Annotated in this window: 19 protein-coding genes; 12 read left to right on the top strand and 7 right to left on the bottom strand. The window is 58.4% G+C overall.

Annotated features, from left to right (window positions below; all coding sequences use genetic code 11):
- Nucleotide 1 precedes the first annotated feature (1 nt).
- On the top strand, nt 2-1,063 hold the full coding sequence (locus BLT77_RS05260; RefSeq protein WP_176819190.1) for an efflux RND transporter periplasmic adaptor subunit: 1,062 nt from the start codon (nt 2-4) through the stop codon (nt 1,061-1,063).
- A gap of 8 nt (nt 1,064-1,071) precedes the next feature.
- Nucleotides 1,072-4,107 (top strand): efflux RND transporter permease subunit, encoded by a 3,036-nt coding sequence (locus tag BLT77_RS05255; protein WP_090363091.1) that lies wholly within the window; start codon nt 1,072-1,074, stop codon nt 4,105-4,107.
- Nucleotides 4,108-4,405: 298 nt separating this feature from the next.
- Here BLT77_RS05255 and BLT77_RS05250 read toward each other — a convergent pair whose 3' ends face one another.
- From BLT77_RS05250 to BLT77_RS20190, 6 genes are read right to left on the bottom strand one after another with little or no spacing between them, the layout of a single operon-like run.
- On the bottom strand, nt 4,406-5,176 hold the full coding sequence (locus BLT77_RS05250; protein ID WP_090363089.1) for a heme ABC transporter ATP-binding protein: 771 nt from the start codon (nt 5,174-5,176) through the stop codon (nt 4,406-4,408).
- Nucleotides 5,177-5,178: 2 nt separating this feature from the next.
- Nucleotides 5,179-6,195: a FecCD family ABC transporter permease gene (locus BLT77_RS05245; protein ID WP_090363465.1), complete on the bottom strand. Its 1,017-nt coding sequence runs from the start codon at nt 6,193-6,195 to the stop codon at nt 5,179-5,181.
- Nucleotides 6,195-7,043 carry a heme/hemin ABC transporter substrate-binding protein gene (locus tag BLT77_RS05240; RefSeq protein ID WP_090363085.1) on the bottom strand — a complete coding sequence of 283 codons (849 nt, stop codon included), beginning with the start codon at nt 7,041-7,043 and terminating at the stop codon, nt 6,195-6,197. Before BLT77_RS05240 ends, BLT77_RS05245 begins: the two co-directional genes overlap by 1 nt.
- Before the next feature lie 2 nt (nt 7,044-7,045).
- Nucleotides 7,046-7,462, bottom strand: a complete 417-nt coding sequence (locus tag BLT77_RS05235; protein WP_090363083.1) for an ExbD/TolR family protein — start codon at nt 7,460-7,462, stop codon at nt 7,046-7,048.
- Nucleotides 7,459-8,100 (bottom strand): MotA/TolQ/ExbB proton channel family protein, encoded by a 642-nt coding sequence (locus BLT77_RS05230; RefSeq protein WP_090363081.1) that lies wholly within the window; start codon nt 8,098-8,100, stop codon nt 7,459-7,461. The genes BLT77_RS05235 and BLT77_RS05230 overlap by 4 nt, the downstream gene beginning before the upstream one ends.
- A 27-nt stretch (nt 8,101-8,127) precedes the next feature.
- Nucleotides 8,128-8,829 carry an energy transducer TonB gene (locus BLT77_RS20190; RefSeq protein ID WP_176819189.1) on the bottom strand — a complete coding sequence of 234 codons (702 nt, stop codon included), beginning with the start codon at nt 8,827-8,829 and terminating at the stop codon, nt 8,128-8,130.
- A 219-nt stretch (nt 8,830-9,048) separates the two neighbouring features.
- On the opposite strand from BLT77_RS20190, the gene hutW reads away from it, so the two are divergent.
- The 10 genes from hutW (at nt 9,049) to BLT77_RS05170 (ending at nt 17,007) form a co-directional block, all read left to right on the top strand.
- Nucleotides 9,049-10,395 carry a heme anaerobic degradation radical SAM methyltransferase ChuW/HutW gene (gene hutW, locus BLT77_RS05215; RefSeq protein WP_090363075.1) on the top strand — a complete coding sequence of 449 codons (1,347 nt, stop codon included), beginning with the start codon at nt 9,049-9,051 and terminating at the stop codon, nt 10,393-10,395.
- The gene (hutX, locus tag BLT77_RS05210; RefSeq protein WP_090363074.1) at nt 10,392-10,901 is read left to right on the top strand and encodes a heme utilization cystosolic carrier protein HutX; all 510 of its coding nucleotides are present in this window, start codon (nt 10,392-10,394) and stop codon (nt 10,899-10,901) included. The genes hutW and hutX overlap by 4 nt, the downstream gene beginning before the upstream one ends.
- Nucleotides 10,902-10,974: 73 nt before the next feature.
- Nucleotides 10,975-11,511 (top strand): heme utilization protein HutZ, encoded by a 537-nt coding sequence (gene hutZ / locus BLT77_RS05205; protein WP_090363071.1) that lies wholly within the window; start codon nt 10,975-10,977, stop codon nt 11,509-11,511.
- A 113-nt stretch (nt 11,512-11,624) separates the two neighbouring features.
- The gene (locus BLT77_RS05200; protein WP_090363068.1) at nt 11,625-13,373 is read left to right on the top strand and encodes an ABC transporter transmembrane domain-containing protein; all 1,749 of its coding nucleotides are present in this window, start codon (nt 11,625-11,627) and stop codon (nt 13,371-13,373) included.
- Between the two features lie 216 nt (nt 13,374-13,589).
- Nucleotides 13,590-13,811 (top strand): DUF4177 domain-containing protein, encoded by a 222-nt coding sequence (locus tag BLT77_RS05195; RefSeq protein WP_090363065.1) that lies wholly within the window; start codon nt 13,590-13,592, stop codon nt 13,809-13,811.
- Nucleotides 13,808-14,062 (top strand): membrane protein insertion efficiency factor YidD, encoded by a 255-nt coding sequence (gene yidD / locus BLT77_RS05190; protein ID WP_218126902.1) that lies wholly within the window; start codon nt 13,808-13,810, stop codon nt 14,060-14,062. The genes BLT77_RS05195 and yidD overlap by 4 nt, the downstream gene beginning before the upstream one ends.
- Nucleotides 14,059-14,451 (top strand): TM2 domain-containing protein, encoded by a 393-nt coding sequence (locus tag BLT77_RS05185; RefSeq protein ID WP_090363060.1) that lies wholly within the window; start codon nt 14,059-14,061, stop codon nt 14,449-14,451. Before yidD ends, BLT77_RS05185 begins: the two co-directional genes overlap by 4 nt.
- 92 nt (nt 14,452-14,543) lie before the next feature.
- Nucleotides 14,544-15,761 carry a peptidase T gene (pepT, locus tag BLT77_RS05180; RefSeq protein WP_090363058.1) on the top strand — a complete coding sequence of 406 codons (1,218 nt, stop codon included), beginning with the start codon at nt 14,544-14,546 and terminating at the stop codon, nt 15,759-15,761.
- 75 nt (nt 15,762-15,836) lie between these two features.
- The gene (locus BLT77_RS05175; protein WP_090363056.1) at nt 15,837-16,169 is read left to right on the top strand and encodes an antibiotic biosynthesis monooxygenase family protein; all 333 of its coding nucleotides are present in this window, start codon (nt 15,837-15,839) and stop codon (nt 16,167-16,169) included.
- A gap of 103 nt (nt 16,170-16,272) precedes the next feature.
- Nucleotides 16,273-17,007: a PDZ domain-containing protein gene (locus BLT77_RS05170; RefSeq protein ID WP_090363054.1), complete on the top strand. Its 735-nt coding sequence runs from the start codon at nt 16,273-16,275 to the stop codon at nt 17,005-17,007.
- Between the two features lie 773 nt (nt 17,008-17,780).
- Here the strand turns inward: BLT77_RS05170 and BLT77_RS05160 are convergent.
- Complete coding sequence (locus BLT77_RS05160; protein WP_090363049.1) at nt 17,781-20,297, bottom strand: EAL domain-containing protein; 2,517 nt, start codon at nt 20,295-20,297, stop codon at nt 17,781-17,783.
- Between the last annotated feature and the right edge of the window lie 312 nt (nt 20,298-20,609).

Raw genomic sequence — 20,609 nt, 5'->3', positions numbered from 1 at the left:
CATGAAGACGGTAATGAAGTGGACTGTGGCGGCATCGCTTGTCGCCGGATTGACTGCGTGTGGGGCGGATCAGGCTAATCAGCCGCTGGCCCCGCAACTGGTTCAGACCATCACTCTGGATACCCCCCAACACCTGTTGGAGCGTCGCTTTAACGGCCAGGTCGCGGTGGCAGAGCTGACCAGAATGGCGTTTCGAATCGAAGGCAAGATGGTCAGCCTGGCGGTATTACCGGGCCAGGCGGTGCAGCAGGGGCAGATTCTGGCCCGGCTGGATGACACCATTCAGCGCCAGCAGCTTGAGGACGCCACTGCCCAGCAACAGCTGCTGCAAAAGCAGTGGGAGCGCGCCTCGAAACTGTTGGATAAAGGGCTGATGGCCCAGTCTGACTTCGATGAGATCGACGCCAATCTGCGCCTGGCCAGGGTCCGCCTGGACTCAGCCCGTGCGCAGTTGAGTTACACCGAGCTGCGCGCACCGTTTAACGGCATCGTCGATACCCTGGAGCAGCAGGCCCACGAAACTACGGCACCGGGGGAAACCGTGCTGACCCTGTATCGAAGTGATCGTATCGATGTGGAGGTTCAGGTACCTGATACCTTGTTGAGTCATGCGGTCACCATAGCACCTGCCATGAACTATGAGCCTCAGGTCACGTTGAAAGGCCGGTCGGAATCCATTCCCATGCGTTACCTGGAGCACTCGTTGCGACTGGACCCTGATACCGGTGCCTATGTGGCCAAACTGGCTCTGGATGATCCCCAATGGCAGATGTTGCCTGGTGAAGCCGCGGAAGTGAGCATCGACCTGAAGGCGGCCGGGCTGCCGGTGACCAGTGGTTACCGGCTGCCCCTGACGGCCCTGCAGGCCACGGATGTCGCCAACCGGTTCCAGATTTGGCGGGTTCGGGGGAGCGTCGCCGAACCGATGAGGGTTGAGGTGGCCCGAATGTCTCAGGAGGGTGCACTGGTGATGGGTGCCCTGTCCGGTGGCGATCGCATTATTACTTCCGGCTTGGCGAAATTGCGCCCCAACAAAGCTGTTACCGTCGTCAACAAGGATTAAACCGTTACATGAATATCGCCCAATACACCATTAAAAACCGGGTCATCAGCTGGCTGTTTCTGCTGATTCTGGCCATTGGCGGCGCCAGCTCCTTTCTGAACCTGGGGCGGCTGGAAGATCCGGCGTTTACCATTAAAGACGCCATGGTGGTCACCGCCTACCCCGGCGCCAGCGCCGAAGAGGTGGAGGAGGAGCTTACCTACCCCATTGAAAAGGCGATACGGCGCCTGCCCTATGTGGACAAGATCGTCTCCACCTCGGCACCGGGCCTGTCGCAGATCACCGTGTCTATGAAGATGGAGTACGACGAAAGCGAGTTGCCACAGATCTGGGATGAGGTGCGCCGCAAGGTTAATGATCTGGCACCGTCGCTGCCTTCGGGGGCCCGTACCCCGGCGGTTATCGATGATTTCGGAGACGTGTACGGTGTGCTGTATATGGTGACCGGCTCCAGCTATGAGTTTGACGACCTCAAACAGTACGTCGATACCCTGCGCCGCGAGCTGGAGTTGGTCGAGGGCGTCGGCAAGGTCAGCATCGATGGCGTCCAGCAGGAGCAGGTGTTTATCGAGATGTCCCTGACCCGGCTGGCGGCGCTGAACCTGGATATGAGCCAGGTGGTGAACCTGCTGACCCAGGAAAACGCGGTACTGGATGCCGGCCAGATGACCATCAATGGCGAGTCGCTGTTTCTGAGGCCGACCTCGGTAGGCAGCAGCATTGATCCCATCATTCATGGTCGTGACTCCGGCCAGTTGGTGCGCCTGAGTGACGTATCGACTCTGCACCGGGGCTTTCAGGAGATTCCTACTCACCGGATGCGTTATAACGGTCAGCAGGCCCTGAGCTTGGGCATTGCCTTCTCCGATGGCGTCAACGTGGTGGAAGTGGGCCAGGCGGTGGACAAGCGGATGGCGGAACTGATGCAGGACCGACCGGTTGGCATCGAACTGCACCCGCTCTATCACCAGTCGCAGGAGGTGGAAAACTCGGTCAATGGCTTCCTGCTGAGCCTGGCCGAAGCCGTGGCCATCGTGATCGTGATTTTGCTGTTTACCATGGGGCTGCGCAGTGGCCTGATCATCGGTGCGGTGCTGCTGCTGACCATGTTGGGTACCTTTATCCTGATGGAAAACGCCGACATTGAACTGCAGCGGATCTCGCTGGGGGCGCTGATCATCGCCTTGGGGATGCTGGTGGACAACGCCATTGTGGTGGTGGAAGGGATTCTGGTGGGCATGCAGCGGGGCAAGAGCAAGCTCGAGGCCTGTAAAGATATCGTGTCTCAGACTCAGTGGCCGCTGCTGGGCGCCACCATCATCGCCATTGTGGCATTCGCTCCCATCGGGCTGTCACCGGATGCCACCGGTGAATTCATGAACTCTCTGTTTTACGTCCTGCTGTTCTCTCTGTTTCTGAGCTGGGTAACCGCCTTGACTTTGACACCGTTCCTGGCGGACATCCTGTTATCTGCGCCATCGACTCAGGAGGACAGTAAGGACCCCTATCAAGGTCGGGGATTCCTGATCTTTGGTGGCCTGTTACGCTGGTCACTGAAATTCCGCAAGACCACCATGGTGGCCATGGTGCTGTTGCTGGCCGGGGCGATTACCGGCTTTGGCCAGGTTAAGCAGGCGTTCTTCCCGCCATCCAATACGCCGATGTTCTACCTGGACATGTGGTTGCCTGAAGGCACCGACATTCGGGAAACCGAGGCGATGGTCAAGCAGGTTGAACAGTACATCCTGTTGCGGCCGGAAGCGGAGTTTGTGGCGTCCACCATCGGCCAGGGGTTGCCGCGATTTACCCTGACCTACGCCCCGGAGCAGTCCTATGCCTCCTATGCACAGCTGGCGATTCGCAGCGACAATCAGGACAACATGATGGCACTGGCCAGGGTGCTGGATGAGCAATTGCCCAAGGCGTTTGTCGAGCCGCTGTTCCAGCTGAAACTGATGGAATTCGGTCCGTCGCCGAAGTCGAAAATTGAGGCTCGCCTGTCCGGTGCCGATCCCGATGTGCTGCGACAACTGGCGGCTCAGGTTGAGGACATCCTTAACCAGGATGGCGGTGCCCGTGGGGTGCGTCACAACTGGCGTGAGCGCACCAAGGAGTTGGTCCCGGTGTTGGATGACTCTCAGGCCCGTCGCTTAGGGATCAGCAACGAAGCGGTGGCGCAGACGCTGAAGATGGCCTTTGGCGGCAGTACCGTCGGCATGTACCGGGACGGTACCCGCATGCTGCCGATTGTTACCCGGCTGGAGCAGCAGTATCGCGACGATTACGCCACGCTGGATAACCTGAAGATCTGGAGCCCGACCCTGCAGCACTATGTGCCGATTCAGCAGGTGGTGCGCAGCATTGATCTGGTGTGGACCGACTCGTTGATTCAGCGTAAAGATCGAAAGCGCACCATTACGGTCATGGCCGACCACAATGTGTTGGGCGATGAGACCGCCGATGTGCTGTTTAAACGCATTCGCCCTAAGGTAGAAGCGCTGGCGTTGCCTGCCGGGTATGAGCTGGAGTGGGGCGGCGAATATGAGTCGACCCTGGATGCGCAGTCGTCGCTGTTTGGTTCCCTGCCCATGGGCTACCTGTTTATGTTCATCATCACCGTGGTGCTGTTTAACTCTTTCCGCAAACCGGCGGTGATCTGGCTGACGGTGCCTCTGTCCCTGATTGGCGTCACCATCGGCCTGTTGATAACCAACCAGCCGTTCACCTTTACCGCCTTGCTGGGGCTACTCAGCCTCAGTGGTATGGTGTTGAAAAACGGCATTGTACTGCTGGATCAAATCAACCTGGAGTTGGCGAGTGGCAAAGAGCCCTATCAGGCCATCGTCGACAGTGCCATCAGCCGGGTGCGGCCGGTGAGTAACGCGGCACTGACCACCATCTTGGGAATGATTCCACTGGTGTTCGATGCTTTCTTTGCCTCGCTGGCGGTAACCATCATGTTTGGCCTGGGGTTTGCCACGGTGCTGACCCTGGTGGTGGTGCCGGTGTTGTACGCCATGTTCTTTAAGATTAAGACCCCTTAACCGTTTCTACCTTCCCTTAGGTGCTTTGCCGGCCCGCTGCCAGGGCCGGCTTTTTTTGAGGGTAGACAGAGCTCAAAGGATGAAGTTCATCAGTACCCTTGGGTGCGTTTGCCGATCTCGTGCTGCGGGGTCGGCTTTTTTGTGCTTGCTTATCGGGGGGCAGGAGAGGGGCATGGTGTGGCTGTCTGCATGACGGCAGCGCCGGCCGGGTTCAGTCTGGTATCGTTAGGGAAAGGGCAGCAAAAGGGCGACCGGGGCAGAGGCCGGTCGCCTTCTGGTGTGGGTGATTTAGGTGGCGTCAGAGTACCACCGGAGTGCCCCATTTAGGGTCATTGACGATGGTAGGGCGGTAATGCCACACCGACTCGACCTGATCCCCGGTCAGCACCTCGTTGGCGCTGCCCCGGTAGCGAATGCTGCCGTTATCCAAGACCACTAGGTGGTCGGCGTAGCGCCCTGCCTGGTTGAGGTCATGCAGCACCGCGATGACCCCAAAGCCCTGTTCTTTTGCCAGTGCCTTGGCCAAGGCCAGCACCCGGTGCTGCTGAGACAGATCCAGCGCCGAGGTGGGTTCATCCAGCAGCAGCAGGGGCGGTTCGCTGGCCTGAGCCAGCTGGGTCAGCACCCGCGCCAGTTGCACCCGCTGTTTTTCACCACCGGACAGGGTCGGGTAGCGACGCTCGGCCAGGTGATAGACGTCCACCTGCTCCAGAGCGTGGTTGACAATCATCCTTGATTCACTGGCGCTGGCGCTCAGCGGAAACAGCCCCATCTCCACCACTTCCCGAACCCGGAAAGGAAAGCTGAGGCTGTTGTGCTGTGGCAGCACGCCCAAGTGTTGGGCCAGCTCGATGCGCGGCCACCGCTCCATGGGGCGACCCAGAAACTGAATCTGGCCAGACTGATGGCCAATCTCACCGCAAACGGCTTTAAGCAAGGTACTTTTGCCAGCCCCGTTGGGGCCCAGCAGGGCGGTAAATTGCCCGGGGCGTACATCCAGTGACACCTCCTGTAGTAGCGCTTTACCGCCAACGGCAACGTCCAGATCCTGAATGTGTAAAAATGCCATGATTACCCCAGCCGGTTGCGTTGGTTAAGCAGCAGCGCCAGGAAGAAAGGCGCGCCGAGTATCGCGGTGACCAGGCCGACCGGCATTTCGGCCGGAGCCATCCAGGTGCGGGCACCGAGGTCGGCAAGCAGCAGGATGGCAGCGCCCAGGCCAGCCGACAGCGGTAGCAGGGTTCGGTGATCCGGTCCGATGATCATACGAATCAGATGGGGAACCACCAGACCGATAAAGCCGATCATGCCGGCGGCGGCCACACTGACGCCTACGCCAAGGGCGGTCAGCATGATCAGTTTGATCTTCAGCTTCTCCACCTCTACGCCCAGGTGGCGAGCTTCCGCCTCTCCGAGCAGTAGAGCATTGAGAGACTGTGCGTTTTTTTGGAACTGCCAGGCCAGAATGGCAAAGGCCACCAGGCAAATACCAATACTGTGCCACTGGGCCGAGGCCAGCGAGCCCATCTGCCACAAGGTCAGATCTCGCAGGGCGGTTTCGTCGGCGACAAAGGTCAGAAAGCCGATGCCGGAACCGGTCAGGGCGCCGATGGCGACCCCGGACAGCAGCAGCAGGGTGACCGAGGTGCCGTTGCGGCTGTGGGCCAGTCGGTATACTGCCAGCGTAGTGGCCAGTCCGCCGAGGAACGCGGCAATCGGCACCAGGTAGTCTCCGGCCAAAGGAAATACCACGATGGAGATGGCGGCCCCCAGAGCCGCCCCCGAGGCGACACCGATGATGCCGGGATCCGCCAATGGGTTGCGAAACAGCCCCTGCATCACCGCACCACATTGCGCCAGCAGGGCACCAATAATGATGGCCAGCAGGGTGCGCGGCAGGCGCACGTTGCTGATGACCAGTTGTTCATGGGGCTGGAGCGACGTGACTTCGGTATTAACGACCGTGGCCCACAGCGCCCTCAGGCTATCCAGAGGATCGATGGCCAGGGGCCCGGTGGTGATTGACAACAGGCCGGCCACCATCAGCGATGCGATGAGTGGCGGCCACAACAGTCGGGCTTGGTCCATCATCGGATCTCCACCATCTGCCGAGCCAGATTTTCAGCGGCGTCCAATGCACTGGGCCCCAATCCGCCCAGGAGTGCTTTGGCGGGCAGGTTGAGGATGTGGCCGTTTTTACCCGCCGGAGTATGGGCCAGCAGCGGCAGCGATTCCAGCAGCGCCTTGGCGGCGTCGTCATCGTCCATGCTGGGTTTGGTGACCAGAATCATCTCTGGCTCTAACGCCAACAGGGTTTCTTCGTTGGCGGATTTGTAGCCGTCAAAGCCGGCCACATTGGTGCCCCCGGCCAGGGTGATCAGCATGTCGGCGGGCGTGTGATGGCCGCCCAGACGGGCGCCCCGATCCCCTCGCAGCAGTACAAACACCACCCGGGGCGAGCGAGCCAGTTGTTTCTTGGCGTCGGTGATGCGGGTCACCTGTTCATTGATTTTGGCTTTCAGTTTCGGTGCCGCGGTTTCGGAGGCCAGCAGCCCGGCCAGAGTATCGATATTGGTCAGCAGTTGTTCCGGTGTTTCCGCCGCCGGCAGGTTGGCGACTTCCACATCGGCCTGGCGAATGATGTTGAGTGTGGCCTTCGGCCCCATCTCATCGCTGCCCACCAGCAGATCCGGGTTCATCGACAGAATGCCCTCAGCAGACAGGGTACGGTGATAGCCGAGCATCGGAACCTCCATCCCTTCCGGTACCTTGCTGGTCACGTCCACCGCCACCAGCTTGTCAGCGCCCTGCAGCGCCACCACCAGTTCGGTGACGGCGGCCCCGGCGCTGACTACGCGTTCGGCGGCCACGGAAGAGAGGCTCAGGCAGGCGCCAAGTACCAGGGAAGCAGTGGTAAGGGGAAAGCGATGATTCATGGTTATTCCTCCATCAGAATCTGGGTCTGGTCAATCTGCCTGGCTTGCATCAGCGCCAGTAGTTGCATCAAGGGCTGGATGGGGGCCTGTTTATCGGCGGCCACCACCACGGTGTAATCGGGATACTGGTTGTGAGCCGCTAAAAACGCGGATTTAAACTCATCCCAGTTTGGGTAAGGGGTTTGGTTGAGTGCGTAATGGGGGGCTTGGGCCAACACGTTGACCGCCAGGGTTTTGTCTTCATGGACTGGATTGAGTGCGGACTCCGCCTGCTCGGGGACATCCACCGGCAGTGCCAGCAGACGGGTATTGGCGGTCAACAACAGAAACACCAAAACGATAAAGATGATGTCGATCAGCGGTGTCAGGTCGACGCCGCTGCTTTGGCTGTCTGCCGCAGACTCGCGCACCCGAATCATGCGGTCATCTCCTGTTGAGAGCGCGGTGTGATGCCGGATAGCCACAGGTTAATGCGATTGAGCACGTGTTCGGTCTTCCCCAGCTGACGTTCTGCCCACAGGGTCAGCAGATGGGCGCCGCCCACGGCGGGCAGGGCGATGATCAGGCCGGCGGCGGTGGTGTACATAGCCAGCCCCAGTCCGTCAGCCAGTTGGGCTGGAGTCACCGGACCGTTGCTGGCGCCGATCTCCTGAAACATCTGGATAAGCCCCAATACCGTGCCCAGCAGCCCCATCATCGGGCTGATGATACCGATGACCATCAGCACTTTGAGGCCGGCCATCAGTCGTCGTTTCTGCTTCAGTAGCCACAAACCGGCGATCTCTTCACGCAACGCTTTATCCTGATTGGCGTGACTCAGCAGCATCTGAGTGCCTCGCGACAACAGGCTGCGACGGCCGTTGAGTCGTTGCTCCAGCGCCGGGCAGTCGAGGGGACTTTGGCAGTCGAGTTGCCTGAGCCAGTGATCCCGCCACGGGGCGTTAATGGCCACATTGGCGAGCCGCTCAATCAATATGATCAATGTCAGAGTCAGGCAGCACAGCAGAGGCCAGGCCATGACGCCCAGGTTGTTCAGGTAGGTTTCAAACGGCGCCATGGGGGCGAACTCCTAAGGGGTTGTCGGTTAATTCAGGGCAAAGCGAACCGGGATCTGGACCCGGGAGGCTTTTGCGGTTGAGCCGGGAGACTGCGGGGCAAACTGCCAGTTTTGAACGGCGGCCACTGCCGCCTGATCCAGGCTGTTGTGGCCACTGCTTTCGATCACCTCCAGCTTGACTTGTTTCCCCAGGCTATCGAGCCAGACCTCCACTAGGGTGACCCCTTGCTGGCCGCGTTTGCGGGCAGACTTGGGGTAACGCGGTGGTTTGGGGGGAGTCAGAAAGGCCGGTTGATTGACCAGTTCCGGTAGCGCCATCACCCCCTGCTTGGCCGCAACCGGAGTCGTAGCCGTTTGAGGTTGGGGCTTGGGCTCCGGCCTGGGTTTCGTCTCAGGCTCAGATTTTGGTTTGGCTGCGGGTTTAGGCTCTGGCTTGGGCTGTGGTTTGGGTTGCGGCCTGGGTTGCGGTTTGGGTTCCGGCCTGGATTCCGGTTTGGGTTCCGGTTTGGGTTCCGGTTTGGGTTCCGGCCTGGATTCCGGTTTGGACTCCGGTTTGGACTCCGGCTTGGGCTCGGCGGTATTGACCGCTTTTGCCAGAGACAGACTGATCTGGGAGGTGACCTGGCCCGATTGTCTAACCACAGGGGACTCCACTGGCATGGCAGCAATGACCGAGCCCTGAATGAGTACGGCGGTAACGGCAGACAAGAGATAACGATTGGGAGTCACGACCTGGGATCCTTAAGCAGAGGGTGCACAGATAATAGAATGGATGATATTGAGAGTGCAAATAAAAATGATTCGCATTTGATTTAAATCTTGTTCTCCGGTAGAGTCCGTGGTCATTGAGTTACCTAAACCAAGAAATAGCATTGACGTCAGTCACTTACTCTCACTGGCGGTAGGGGTTGGCCCGCATGTTAATTGGTTGAATTCGTTGGAGTTGAGATGACTTTCGCCCCTAGCATGGATGACTTGATGACCGGCAAGGATACGCCGGATCCGTTGAAATACGCGTTTGAGCAAAAGCGCGGTGCCCACGCCGGTGGGCCGGGCAGGCCACCGTTAGCGCCAGAGCAAGCCCAACAGCGATTGTCGTCACTGTTGAGTGCCGGTGTTACTTCAGATAAACGCCGGGCTTTGTACGTGCACATTCCGTTTTGCCGGGTGCGCTGCACCTTTTGCAGCTTTTTCCAGTACGCCTCCAGTCGCAAACTGGTCGATCAGTATTTTGGTTTTTTGTTGCAGGAGATTGAGCGTAAAGGCCGCACTCAGTACGCACAGAGTGCGCCGTTTCATGCGGTCTACATCGGTGGCGGTACTCCGACGGATCTGTCTGCGTTGCAACTGACACAACTGGGCCAGGCTCTGAGGGCCAACTTTCCCCTGACCAGCGACTGCGAGCTGACGCTGGAGGGCCGCATCAACAAGTTTGATGACGCCAAGTTCAACGGGGCGCTGGAGGGGGGCTTTAACCGCTTCTCTTTTGGGGTACAGAGTTTCAATACCCAGGTGCGTAAGGCGGCCAAACGGCTGGACGACCGTGAATCGGTGATGGCCCGCCTGACCGAGTTGAGCCAATCCGGGCTGGCGCCCATAGTGATTGATCTGCTGTTTGGCCTGCCTCACCAAAGCACCAGCATCTGGCAGCAGGATCTCGAGGACATGCTGGCCACCAATGTCAGTGGCGTCGATCTGTACCAGCTTATCGACCTGAAAGGGACGCCGATGCTGGAGCAGTGTGAAAAAGGCAGCGCGCCTCCACCCGCAGACACGGCCACCAAGTCGCAGATGTACCGATACGGCAATGACTTCATGGAAAGGCATCATTTTCAGCGACTCAGTTGCTGTCATTGGTCCCAGGACAACCGTGAGCGTAGTCTGTACAACTCCATGGTGAAAGCCGGGGCCGAAATTCTGCCCCTGGGGGCGGGAGCCGGCGGCAATCTGGGAGGATTCGCCCTGATGCAGCCCAGGGATCTGGAGCGCTACCAGGTCAGCATCGAACAGCAGCGATGGCCAATAATGGTGTTGCTGCCTAAATCTGAAACCCACCTCAAGAGCCAGCTCGTAGGCGCCTGTGACAAGGGCGTGATTTCCCGCCGGCTGCTTGGGGGTGATCTTTATGAGCATGCCCGGCCACTGTTTGCCCAGTGGCAGCAGCGCGGGCTGGCCAAGGTGTCCGACACCGCGGTGGCCTTCACTCTGGCTGGCCGCTTCTGGCAGGTCAATCTGTGTAATGGCCTGCTCAGTTACCTTGATACTAACCCCCTTTCTATGGAGAAAAGCGCATGAGTGAATTGGCTCAGGCTGTGGCCGACATCATTCACGACAACCCCGGTACCATGCCGGGCCAGATTGCCGACCTGCTCGGCGTGTCCGAGTTTGAGGTCGTGGCCTCACTGCCGGACGGCATGGGCACGGTATGGCCCCGGGAACAGTTGGACTCGCTGATGGCAGACCTGCCGGAATGGGGGCCGATGACCACCATTGTCAGCGTTGCCGGCAGCATCTTTGAATTTAAAGGCGGCTTCCCGAAGGGCAAGCCGGGACACGGTTATTACAACCTGGTGACCAAGGGCGAAGGACTGCACGGGCATCTGAAACTGGATGCGGTGGCCCAGGTGGCGCTGGTGAGTAAGCCGTTTATGGGCAGTGACAGCCACAGCATTCAGATGTTCGACGCAGATGGTGCCATCATCTTCAAGATCTATCTGGGCAGAGACAAGAAACGGGTGCTGCTGGCGGATCAGGTACAACGATTTGCCGCATTGAAGCAGCAGGTTGTCACTGCCGCCTGAGTAACACCGCAGCGGCAGTCGCCGCTGCCCTATGAGTGACCAAAGGCCGTATAACTAAAGGAAACGACCCCTTATGGAGAATCAGAAACAACAGCGGTTGCAGGAGCGCCTGCTGCCGGAGGTGGAAGAGTTTAAAGCGGCCTGTCAGACCCTGATGTTGGCAACCCTGGACGTGGATGGGCAGCCGAATGTCAGCTATGCGCCTTTTGCCCAGGGGGAGCACGGCTTTTATATCCTGGTCAGCGACATCGCTCGCCATGGCATCAACCTCAAGGTCAACAAGCAACTGTCGGTGATGATGGTACAGGACGAGGTCAGTGCCAAATCCATCTATGGCCGAAAACGGCTGACCTTTGACGTCACCGCCGAACTGATTGGGCGCGATACTGCGGTGTTTAGCCAGGGTATCGCGGCGTTGACGCAGCGCTTTGGTGAGATTGCAGAGAACTTGGCTAAGCTGACGGACTTTAACCTCTACTGTCTAAAGCCCAGTAAGGGCCTGTTTGTGAAAGGTTTTGGCCAGGCGTTTGCCATCGGAGGCAAAGACCTGAACCGCGTCAGCTGGATGACCGGGGATGGCAAAGGCCATGGGCATGCCCGCAGTGCGTGACGGACACAGTCTCTTACCGTACTAACAGGAGATCGGTCCCAACAGGGACCGGTTTTTGTTTATGATGGTTCAATCGCATCTGCATTGAATGCCATTGAATAGATTGGAATTGCATGAAGAAAAGTCGTGTGGCTGCAGTGGTGCCCTGGTTGGGTACTCTGTTAAAACCTTATCGCCGCCGGGTCGCGGCAGCCTGTGTCGCCCTGGCGCTTGGCTCCCTGAGTTGGCTGGCATTGGGCCAGGGTGTCAAACTGTTGGTGGACGAAGGCTTCCTCAGTGGCAACGGTGAACGGCTTAACCAGATCATGCTGGTGGTGCTGGGCATCAATCTGGTGGGCGGAACGGCGGCGTTTTTTCGCTTCTACCTGATGTCCTGGCTGGGTGAGCGGGTCAGTGCCGACATCCGCTCCAGGGTCTACCAACACCTGCTGACTCTGTCGCCGGATTTTTACGAGTCGACCCGTACCGGTGAAGTGATCTCCCGCTTCACCAGTGATACCACAGTGATTCAGACCGTGGTGGGCATGAGTCTGTCCATGGCGCTGCGCTCGTCGGTGACCCTGGTGGGGGGGCTGGTGATGATGCTGGTGACCAGTCCGCTGATGACGCTGTATGTCACCATTGCCGTGCCGGTGGTGCTGGTACCCATCAAAGTCCTGGGAGCCAGGGTGCGCACCTTTGCTCGTGACAGCCAGGATCGGGTGGCGGACATCGGAGCCTATGTCGATGAAACCCTGCATGAGATTCACACCGTGCAGGCTTACACCCATGAGCAGGTGGATCGAACTCACTTCCAGGGCCGGGTCGAGGCGGTGATCGACGCCGCCGCCTCCCGAATCTACTACCGGGCTTTGTTGATTGCGCTGGTGATGAGCCTGAGTATCGGTGCCATTACCCTCGTGGCCTGGTTGGGCGCGCTGCAGGTGCTCAGTGGCGGCCTCAGCGCCGGTGAGCTGACCGCGTTTCTGTTTTATGCGGTGATGGTCGCCGGGGCGGTGGCCACCATCAGCGAGGTGATTGGTGAGGTTCAGCGGGCGGCGGGGGCCACCGAGCGGCTGATGGAGCTGCTTGATACTCAGCCCTCCATCGTGGCCCCGGCTTCGCCGCGGTCGCTGCCTTCGCCGGTGCGGGGAGAGTTGACCCTGCAGGGCCTGGGGTTTGCTTACCCCAGTGCCCCGAATCTGCCGGTGTTGTCGGATCTGGCGCTGACCATTGAGCCCGGTGAGCGGGTGGCGCTGGTGGGGCCCAGTGGCGCCGGTAAGTCGACGCTGTTTCAGCTGCTGCAGCACTTCTATCTTCCCCAGCAAGGGCGGATTCTGCTGGATGGCATCGACATTCAGCAACTGGCGCCCACCGAGTTGAGGCAGCAGTTTGCCCTGGTGCCCCAGGAGTCGGTGATCTTTGCCACCAGTGCCCTGGAAAACGTGCGCTATGGCCGTCCCGAGGCGACCCTGGTGGAGGTGCACGCGGCCTGTCGCGCCGCCCGGGCCCATCAGTTCATCGAGGCTTTGCCCAACGGCTACGACACCGATCTTGGCGAGCGGGGCGTACGCCTGTCCGGTGGCCAGAAACAGCGCATCGCCATCGCCCGTGCCCTGCTGGCCGACCGGCCGGTATTGCTGCTGGATGAAGCCACCAGTGCCCTGGATGCCGCCAGTGAACAGCAGGTGAAACTGGCGCTGGATGAGTTGATGAAGGGAAAAACCACCTTGATCATCGCCCACCGTCTGGCCACCGTGGTCAACGCCGACCGCATTGTGGTGATGGAGCAGGGCCGCATCGCCGCAGTGGGGACCCACCGGGAGTTGGTGGCTCAAAACGCGCTGTATAAGCAACTGGCGGATCTGCAGCTGGTTAGCTGAACGGGCATCAATGCGGCATTTCTACCATTGGCGCTGCCACCATTAATGGGACGGAGAGTGTCAGCGAACCTCCTTTGTTCACCAGGGAGATGGGCCTGTATCGGGCCTCTTTTCTGTCTCGTAGCTGATGTTGTGTAATTATTTGTTATTGAAGTTGATTTTTGTATTTTGAACCGAGTAATTTAAACCATGATCATGGTTTAGTTTGGAAATGCAATGTCTCAGTTTACCGAATACAAAGTCATTCACATCGCCGAAGGCGGCTGCGGAACCCTGCTGCTGGGCTCCAGTGGCCTGCCGCTGAAAAAAGTGGAAGCGACCCTCAATGAAGAAGCCGCCGCCGGGTGGCAGTTGGTGTTCCAGGTCATCGAGCGTAAGCGCTTTATGCTGTTCTGGGACCGGGAAGCGGTTATCGTGACTCTGGGCCGTAATCGTTGAAGCAGGCACCCGGCTGGGGGCAACGGCTGTGCCTTGCCCTGATTGGCCGCTATCAACGGGGCGGCGGTGCCCGGCGCTATTTTAATATCAGCTGCAACTTTCACCCCAGCTGTTCGGAGTACACCCGCCAGGCGATAGAGCGCTTCGGCGCCTGTCGCGGCATTGTTCTTGGTTGGCAGCGGATTCGCCGCTGCAGCGATCCGGACTGTCCCCATATTATTCATGACCCCATTCCCAGGGAGAACCAATGAGTCAGCAAAGTGAACAGTTGCGCCAGCAGGAGGAGCAACTGAGGCAGGAGATTCGGACACTGAGCGACCCTCAGCGACAGCGCTACTACGCCATGGAGCGCCGACTGGTGAAAGACCCCGATACCTATGCGGCCCTGAACTGGTGTTTTGTGGCCGGGTTGCACCACTTCTACCTGGGGCGTCCCGGCCGTGGAATGTTTAATCTGGCGCTGATGCTGCTGGGCATTCTGCTGTTGTTTGTGCTGCCGCAGCCCTGGGGCTGGGGAGTGATTGCCCTGGTGCTGTTATTGGAGTTGCCACAGCTGTTTAATGCCCAGAACGTGGTCCACCACTACAACAATGAGGTCATGGCGCGCTGCCTGAGGCAGGTTCGGGCCCGGTCAGACTAGGCTGCGTTGGCACAGACGTGATCTGACGCACCCCCAGTGACTCTCGAGCGCTGGCATAATGGGCGTTTGCCCTTAGCCAGATTAGAGTCCTTATGGAAAAGCTGTTAGATCGATTCCTGCATTACGTTACCTTCGATACTCAATCCGATGCCGCCAGTGAGTCACTGCCCAGTACCGAGGGACAGTGGGTTTTGGCCCGGGCACTGCATGACGAACTGCTGACCCTGGGGCTGAGTGACGTCAGCCTGGATGAGCATGGTTATGTGATGGCGACCCTGCCGGCCAACGTCGACACCCCGGTGCCTTGCATCGGGTTTGTGGCCCACATGGATACGGCCCCGGATGCCTCCGGCAAAGACGTGAAGCCCCAGATCATTCGGGACTACGATGGCGGCATCATTGCCCTGGGCGAGCAGGGTGACCGGCTGGATCCGGCCCAGTACCCGGTGCTGTCCACTCTCAAGGGGAAGACCTTGATTACCACCGACGGCTCGACTCTGCTCGGTGCCGACAATAAAGCGGGTATTGCCGAGATCATCACCGCCATGATGGTGCTTAAGGCCAACCCGCAGATCCCCCACGGCGATATTCGCATCGGTTTCACTCCGGACGAGGAGATCGGTCGTGGCGCCAGTGAGTTTGATGTGGCCAAGTTCGGTGCCCAGTGGGCCTACACCATTGATGGTGGTCCGGTCGGGGAGCTGGAGTATGAAAACTTCAACGCCGCCAGTGCCACGCTGCGGTTTACCGGCAACTCTGTTCACCCGGGAACCGCCAAAGGCAAATTGGTCAATGCTCTGACCCTGGCGACCCGCTTCCATCAGCAGATGCCCATCAGCGAAACACCTGAACACACCGAGGGTTACCAGGGTTTCTATCACCTGGTGGCCATTAACGGCGGTACTGCCGAAGCCAGCCTGAGTTACATTGTCCGGGATTTCTGCCTGACCTCCCTGGACCTGCGCAAAGCCTACCTGGAGGCCCAGGCCCAGGCCTTTACCGATCAGGGAATGCCGTGCGAGCTGGAGTGGCAGGATGGCTATCGCAACATGAAGGAGCAGGTGCTGCCTCACCCGCATATCATTGAGTTGGCCGAAGACGCCATGCGCAACTGCGGCATTGAGCCGGACATCAAGCCGATTCGCGGTGGTACCGACGGCGCGGTGCTGTCCTACAAAGGGTTGCCGTGCCCCAATGTGTTTACCGGTGGTTTTAACTTCCATGGTAAGCACGAATTCATTACCTTAGAGGGAATGGAGCAGGCGGTCGAGGTGATCGTCAAGTTGTGCCAACTGACGGCGCAACGCTGAATTTAGCCCCGGGCAGACAGAAACGGCCTCGGGGATCAGGGGGCAGCTCAGGGTGCCCCCGGGCAGGGAGCGACAATGATAACGGTAATTCTAGAGGTGTACCCCACCGAAACTGGCAAGGGCGCGTTGATGGCCCTGGCCAGTCAGCTTTTGGAGCTGATTAATGAGCATCCGGGACTGGTCTCCATCGAACGTTTTCAAAGCATGATGGATGAGCACCGGCTGCTCAGCCTCTCTTTTTGGCAAAGCATCCAGGATGTCGACAGCTGGCACCAACACCTGAAGCGTATCGTCGCCGAAGATCCTCACCACCGCGACCTGATTCGCCATTATCGCCTCAGGATCTGTAAAGTGATGTTGGATGAATCCGGCGATCAAGCCAGGCTGTCCCATCTGATTGAGTCGTGACCGCCACTGATTTTCCTTCGAACTCTTTTGTCCGAATTGCGTTTGTAATGTGATTTCTCCTTTGTTTTACTGGGGTTAAATACCCGTAGGCGAAGGAGGGCCGATGGTAGTCAAGTCATTGAGCTGGGGAGTGGCCGGTGTATTGGTGGGGGCGTTGGGTGCCTCCTTGCTCGGACCGGCGGTTGAGCTCCCTGTCCCTGAGCCTGCGGCATTGAGTCAGTTGCAGGAGGAAAACCGGTTGCTGAATCAGGAGTTGGCGCTGTTGATGGCGGTGGTGTACCACATTGCCGAACGTCATGACATTCCACTGGCGGGCCTTGCCCCAGCGGATGCCCGCCAAGCTTCGGCAGACTCGTCTCCCGCCACAGAGGCCGTGGTGTCCGTTGCCCAGGAGGTCGCGATGGCCGAACGGGCATTGGCCCAGATTCAGCAAGCGATGACGTTGGATCAGGCGTTGCAGCATCAGGCGCTGTCGGAAGGTTGGGCCTTCGATGCATCTCTGAAGCGCCAGCGGCTGGCGATTTGGCAACAGGCACGGCAATCGGTATCCAGTCAGGCCTATGGTGACGCCCTGGCCAGGGCCGGGTTGCCGAATCAGTTGTATGTGGGCAGTGTCTACTCCAACAGCGAAGCCAGCCGTCAGGGGGTTCAGCCCGGCGATGTGATTCTGGCTATTGATGGCCAGCGCGCCTTCAACCGCGAAGATCTTAAGTTGGCCGGCCTGGCCTCCGAAGGGGCCAGCGTCGAGGTGGAACTGATGCGGGGTCATCAGTCTCTGACGGTTTGGCTGTCGACGCTGAGTCAGGGGCTGGAGGTCTACAGCCGCAGCGTCCGTTAGTGGCCCGATGGTAAGGGCTTCGGCCGATGCTTGCTGATGCCCGTCTTTCCTTCTGCACCGTACTCCCCCCGGGTTAACGGCTTTGCCGGCCCGCATCAGGGTTCTCCGACAGATCGCTTTTCATTGACATCATCGAAGCGGCCGCCGTCGTTTAACATAATTGGCAGCAGAGGCTTCCGGGCGCTAAAAGGGCTGCGACTGGCCGCCATTTGCTGTGAAGCAGCCTTGATCCACTGACGGATCTGTTCATTGGCAAAAAGGGCCATTTTTTTGGTTTGATGTCGAATCAACTTTTTGACTGTTATTCATGACTTTAGTCAACATCTGCTGTTAATTGATTGATTGTATTTATGGTTTGATGCATTTATATGCAGCTCGGTCTTGGATTTAATTTGAAGTCTAACCATTTTTTGTGTCATCATGAAGGCGTTGGTCGTTCGGCAACGGGTATGAATACTCGGTATGCAGAGCCATGGGAACCCATTCCCGGTGCCAGGCTATCGATTCCCGGCCTGCGAGGGCCAGTCAGCACTGCCAGCCGGCGATTGACCTGGTGTTAAGCGATGGCGTTCAAGGACGCCGCGCTATCTATTCAGACTGAGGAGAGATTATGAAGATAGTGATTCGAGAGTGCTTCATTTTGTCAGTGTTGTTTGTTGCCTTAGGCAGTGTCGGCATCATGATCTAGCCAATTGACCATCTGACCCGTATCCGATGTGGTGTTGTCCCTGCCTGGACGGTTTCTGGCGCCACACAGAAACACCGCGGTGGTGTTAGGGCTGCAGCAGTGGCTGCGGATCGGTTTGCTGCGTTAACAGTTTCAGTATGGCTGAGTCATTGACCGGTCTGCTGAATAAAAATCCCTGGGCTTGTTCACAGCCATTTTCCGCCAGGAACTGAGCCTGCTCCCTGGTTTCTACCCCTTCGGCAATGACATTCAGAGACAATGAGTTGCCCATGGAGATGATCGCCTTGGCGATCACCTGATTGTCGGCATCGACGCTGATGCCGTGCACAAAACTCTGATCGATCTTCAGTGTGGTTAACGGCAGTCGCTTCAGGTAACTGAGGGAGGAGTAGCCGGTTCCAAAGTCATCGATGGCGATGTGGATACCCAGTGCCCTGAGCTGATTCAGGTTGCGGATGGCATCGTCGGGGTTTTGAATCAGGAAGTTTTCCGTGACCTCCAGCTCCAGGGCACTGGCCGGACAGCCGGTCTGCTTGAGCACCGCCTGAACTTCGTCGCTAAAGTCCCGTCGCAACAGTTGCGGACCTGCCACATTCACCGCGATCCGGCCAAACTCCAGCCCCTGAGACAGCCATTGGCTTGCCTGGTGACAGGCTTGGGTTAACACCACCAGGCCAATATCGGTGATCAGCCCCATGCGTTCGGCCATGTTGATAAAGCGGGCCGGGCCCAGTACTCCGAGTCTGGGGTGGTGCCAGCGGATCAGCGCTTCGATGCCTACGATTCGGTTTGAGGCCAGATCGTACTGGGGCTGATAGTTCAGGTGCAGTTCGTGGTTGGCGATGGCATCGTGGAGATCGCTCTGCAGCTTCAGGTGCTCCAATGACCGTTCATTTTGCGACTGAGTGAAGAAGGAGAAGCTGTTGCGTCCCTGCTGTTTGGCGCGGTACATGGCGCTGTCGGCGTGTTTCAACAAGGTGTCGCTGTTGCGGCCATCCTGAGGGAACAGGGCGATGCCCAGACTGGAGGTCAGGCGTAACTGATCGCCGCTGCCGAGCTCAAAGGGTCTTTCAAACAGGGCCATCAGCTTGCTGACCACAGCCGTGGCTGCCTGGCTATCGGGAATACCGGACAGCAGTACCACAAATTCATCCCCACCAATGCGAGCGACGGTGTCGACCTGGCGTACCTGTTGCTTCAGCCGGTTGGCCACTTCGCATAACACTTCGTCACCCACCAGGTGGCCGGCGCTGTCGTTGATCAGCTTAAAATGGTCGACGTCCACAAACACCACCGCCATCTGCTGTTGTCGCTCTTCGGCCCGTTCGATGGCCAGCTTGAGTTCCGCCTGCATCTTAGCCCGGTTGGGCAGCCCGGTGAGCGGATCGTGGTAGGCCATGTGGGCCAGGCGTTCCTCCGCCTGCTTCTGCTCCGAGATGTCGGCAAACACCGCCACGTAATAACGGATGCGCCGGTGATCGTCGTATACCGCAGAGAGCGTGGTCATCTGAGGGTAGAGGCTGCCGTCCTTGCGGCGGTTCCATAACTCACCCTGCCATTGGCCCTCCTGAGTCAGGGATTGCCACATCGTCTCATAAAAGCCGTTGTCGTAACGGCCGGACTTGAGAATGCGCGGGTTGAGGCTGATCGCCTCCTCACGCCGGTAGCCGGTAATTTCGGTAAAGGCGTTGTTGACCTCAATGATGGTACCGTGGCGGTCGGTGATCAATACACCCTCGACGGAGTTAGCAAACACTGTGGCTGCCAGGGAAAGTTGGTCCTGAAACGCCTTTCTTTGACTGATGTTGCGGGTCATGCCGATGACACCCACAACCTCGCCGGTCTCGGAGATCACCGGACTTTTGATGGTCTCGAGCCAGCGGTTCTGATCCGGGTCATCGGCATCGGCACACTCTTCGGTGACAATGGGCTTGCCACTGCGGATGGCGTTTCGATCGGCGGCATCAAAGATGGCACTGCGTTCAGCCCCAAACAGCTGCAAGTCATTTTTGCCGATGGGGGAGGTGCCCCAGTCGCGGCTAACGTTGTGGTTGGCACAGACATAGATGCCATCCAGGTTTTTGATCCAGATATGTCCTTCGATGCTGTTGATGAACGCCTGCAGGCTGGGCAACGATTCGGACTGAAGTTGGCCTTGCTGCCGGTTGAACTCATTGAGGCAGTCTTGCTGAAGCAGGGCCAGATCGCGCTGAATTCGGGCTGCCAGGTTGTCGGCAAGGATCAGTGCTTCCTCAGGGAGGGGGCTGTCATCGCCGCTGCACAGACACAGAACGCCAAACAGAGCCTGAGTGGGAAGGAACAGCTCGATCATCCGTTGAGGGGTGAGATCAGCCGTGGCCGGTTCGGCGTTACTTGCAAAGGAGGTTTCGGTTATCCGCCTGGCGGTGACTTCGTGCAGCAGTTGGCGCTGTTCTTCAGCAGACAGTGATGCGGAGGCTACCAGCGGCTGCAGGGCGTCGTCGTGATCGAGGTAGGCGATCAGAGCGTGGGCTCCCAGAGAGCGTTCCAGTATCTGCAGGCTGGGCAGCCACTGTTTGGCTGTATGATGTACTTTTGACAGCTCAACTTGTTGATAATCCATTACGACTCCGCGCCACCTGAAATTTACGCCTTAGCGAATTGCTCTAAATATCTGTTGTTTATAGTTTTATTTTTGATTTGGATGCCGTTTTGGTGGGGTATTATGTCACTTTGTCGGAGCATTTTGAACAGATAGTGTCACGGAAAACTACGATGGGTGAGTGTACTTTGGCAATGGCCTCAAGCCGGAGGATGAATGAGTTGTGGGCGCCTGTTGTACGATGTTTTTATTCATCGGTGTTTTCCCCGCTGTTGTAGTTTGGTGGTGATGCCGTTAGCTTGAGTGGTCAGGCATACCAGAGGAAGTCGCGAT

This window comes from Ferrimonas sediminum (assembly GCF_900100175.1).
GTDB lineage: Bacteria > Pseudomonadota > Gammaproteobacteria > Enterobacterales > Shewanellaceae > Ferrimonas > Ferrimonas sediminum.
The sequence above is the reverse complement of the archived record's forward strand: the minus strand, read 5'-3'. Positions and strand labels throughout refer to the sequence as shown.

Coding starts and splice junctions, on each gene's coding strand:
- hutZ (WP_090363071.1), top strand. CDS start 10,975: ATGGAGAATCAGAAACAACAGCGGTTGCAGGAGCGCCTGCTGCCGGAG.
- BLT77_RS05230 (WP_090363081.1), bottom strand. CDS start 8,100: ATGGCGCCGTTTGAAACCTACCTGAACAACCTGGGCGTCATGGCCTGG.
- BLT77_RS05200 (WP_090363068.1), top strand. CDS start 11,625: ATGAAGAAAAGTCGTGTGGCTGCAGTGGTGCCCTGGTTGGGTACTCTG.
- BLT77_RS05250 (WP_090363089.1), bottom strand. CDS start 5,176: ATGGCATTTTTACACATTCAGGATCTGGACGTTGCCGTTGGCGGTAAA.
- BLT77_RS05235 (WP_090363083.1), bottom strand. CDS start 7,462: ATGATTCGGGTGCGCGAGTCTGCGGCAGACAGCCAAAGCAGCGGCGTC.
- pepT (WP_090363058.1), top strand. CDS start 14,544: ATGGAAAAGCTGTTAGATCGATTCCTGCATTACGTTACCTTCGATACT.
- hutX (WP_090363074.1), top strand. CDS start 10,392: ATGAGTGAATTGGCTCAGGCTGTGGCCGACATCATTCACGACAACCCC.
- BLT77_RS05255 (WP_090363091.1), top strand. CDS start 1,072: ATGAATATCGCCCAATACACCATTAAAAACCGGGTCATCAGCTGGCTG.
- BLT77_RS05240 (WP_090363085.1), bottom strand. CDS start 7,043: ATGAATCATCGCTTTCCCCTTACCACTGCTTCCCTGGTACTTGGCGCC.
- BLT77_RS05260 (WP_176819190.1), top strand. CDS start 2: ATGAAGACGGTAATGAAGTGGACTGTGGCGGCATCGCTTGTCGCCGGA.
- BLT77_RS05175 (WP_090363056.1), top strand. CDS start 15,837: ATGATAACGGTAATTCTAGAGGTGTACCCCACCGAAACTGGCAAGGGC.
- BLT77_RS05245 (WP_090363465.1), bottom strand. CDS start 6,195: ATGGACCAAGCCCGACTGTTGTGGCCGCCACTCATCGCATCGCTGATG.
- hutW (WP_090363075.1), top strand. CDS start 9,049: ATGACTTTCGCCCCTAGCATGGATGACTTGATGACCGGCAAGGATACG.
- BLT77_RS05195 (WP_090363065.1), top strand. CDS start 13,590: ATGTCTCAGTTTACCGAATACAAAGTCATTCACATCGCCGAAGGCGGC.
- BLT77_RS05160 (WP_090363049.1), bottom strand. CDS start 20,297: ATGGATTATCAACAAGTTGAGCTGTCAAAAGTACATCATACAGCCAAA.
- BLT77_RS05170 (WP_090363054.1), top strand. CDS start 16,273: ATGGTAGTCAAGTCATTGAGCTGGGGAGTGGCCGGTGTATTGGTGGGG.
- BLT77_RS05185 (WP_090363060.1), top strand. CDS start 14,059: ATGAGTCAGCAAAGTGAACAGTTGCGCCAGCAGGAGGAGCAACTGAGG.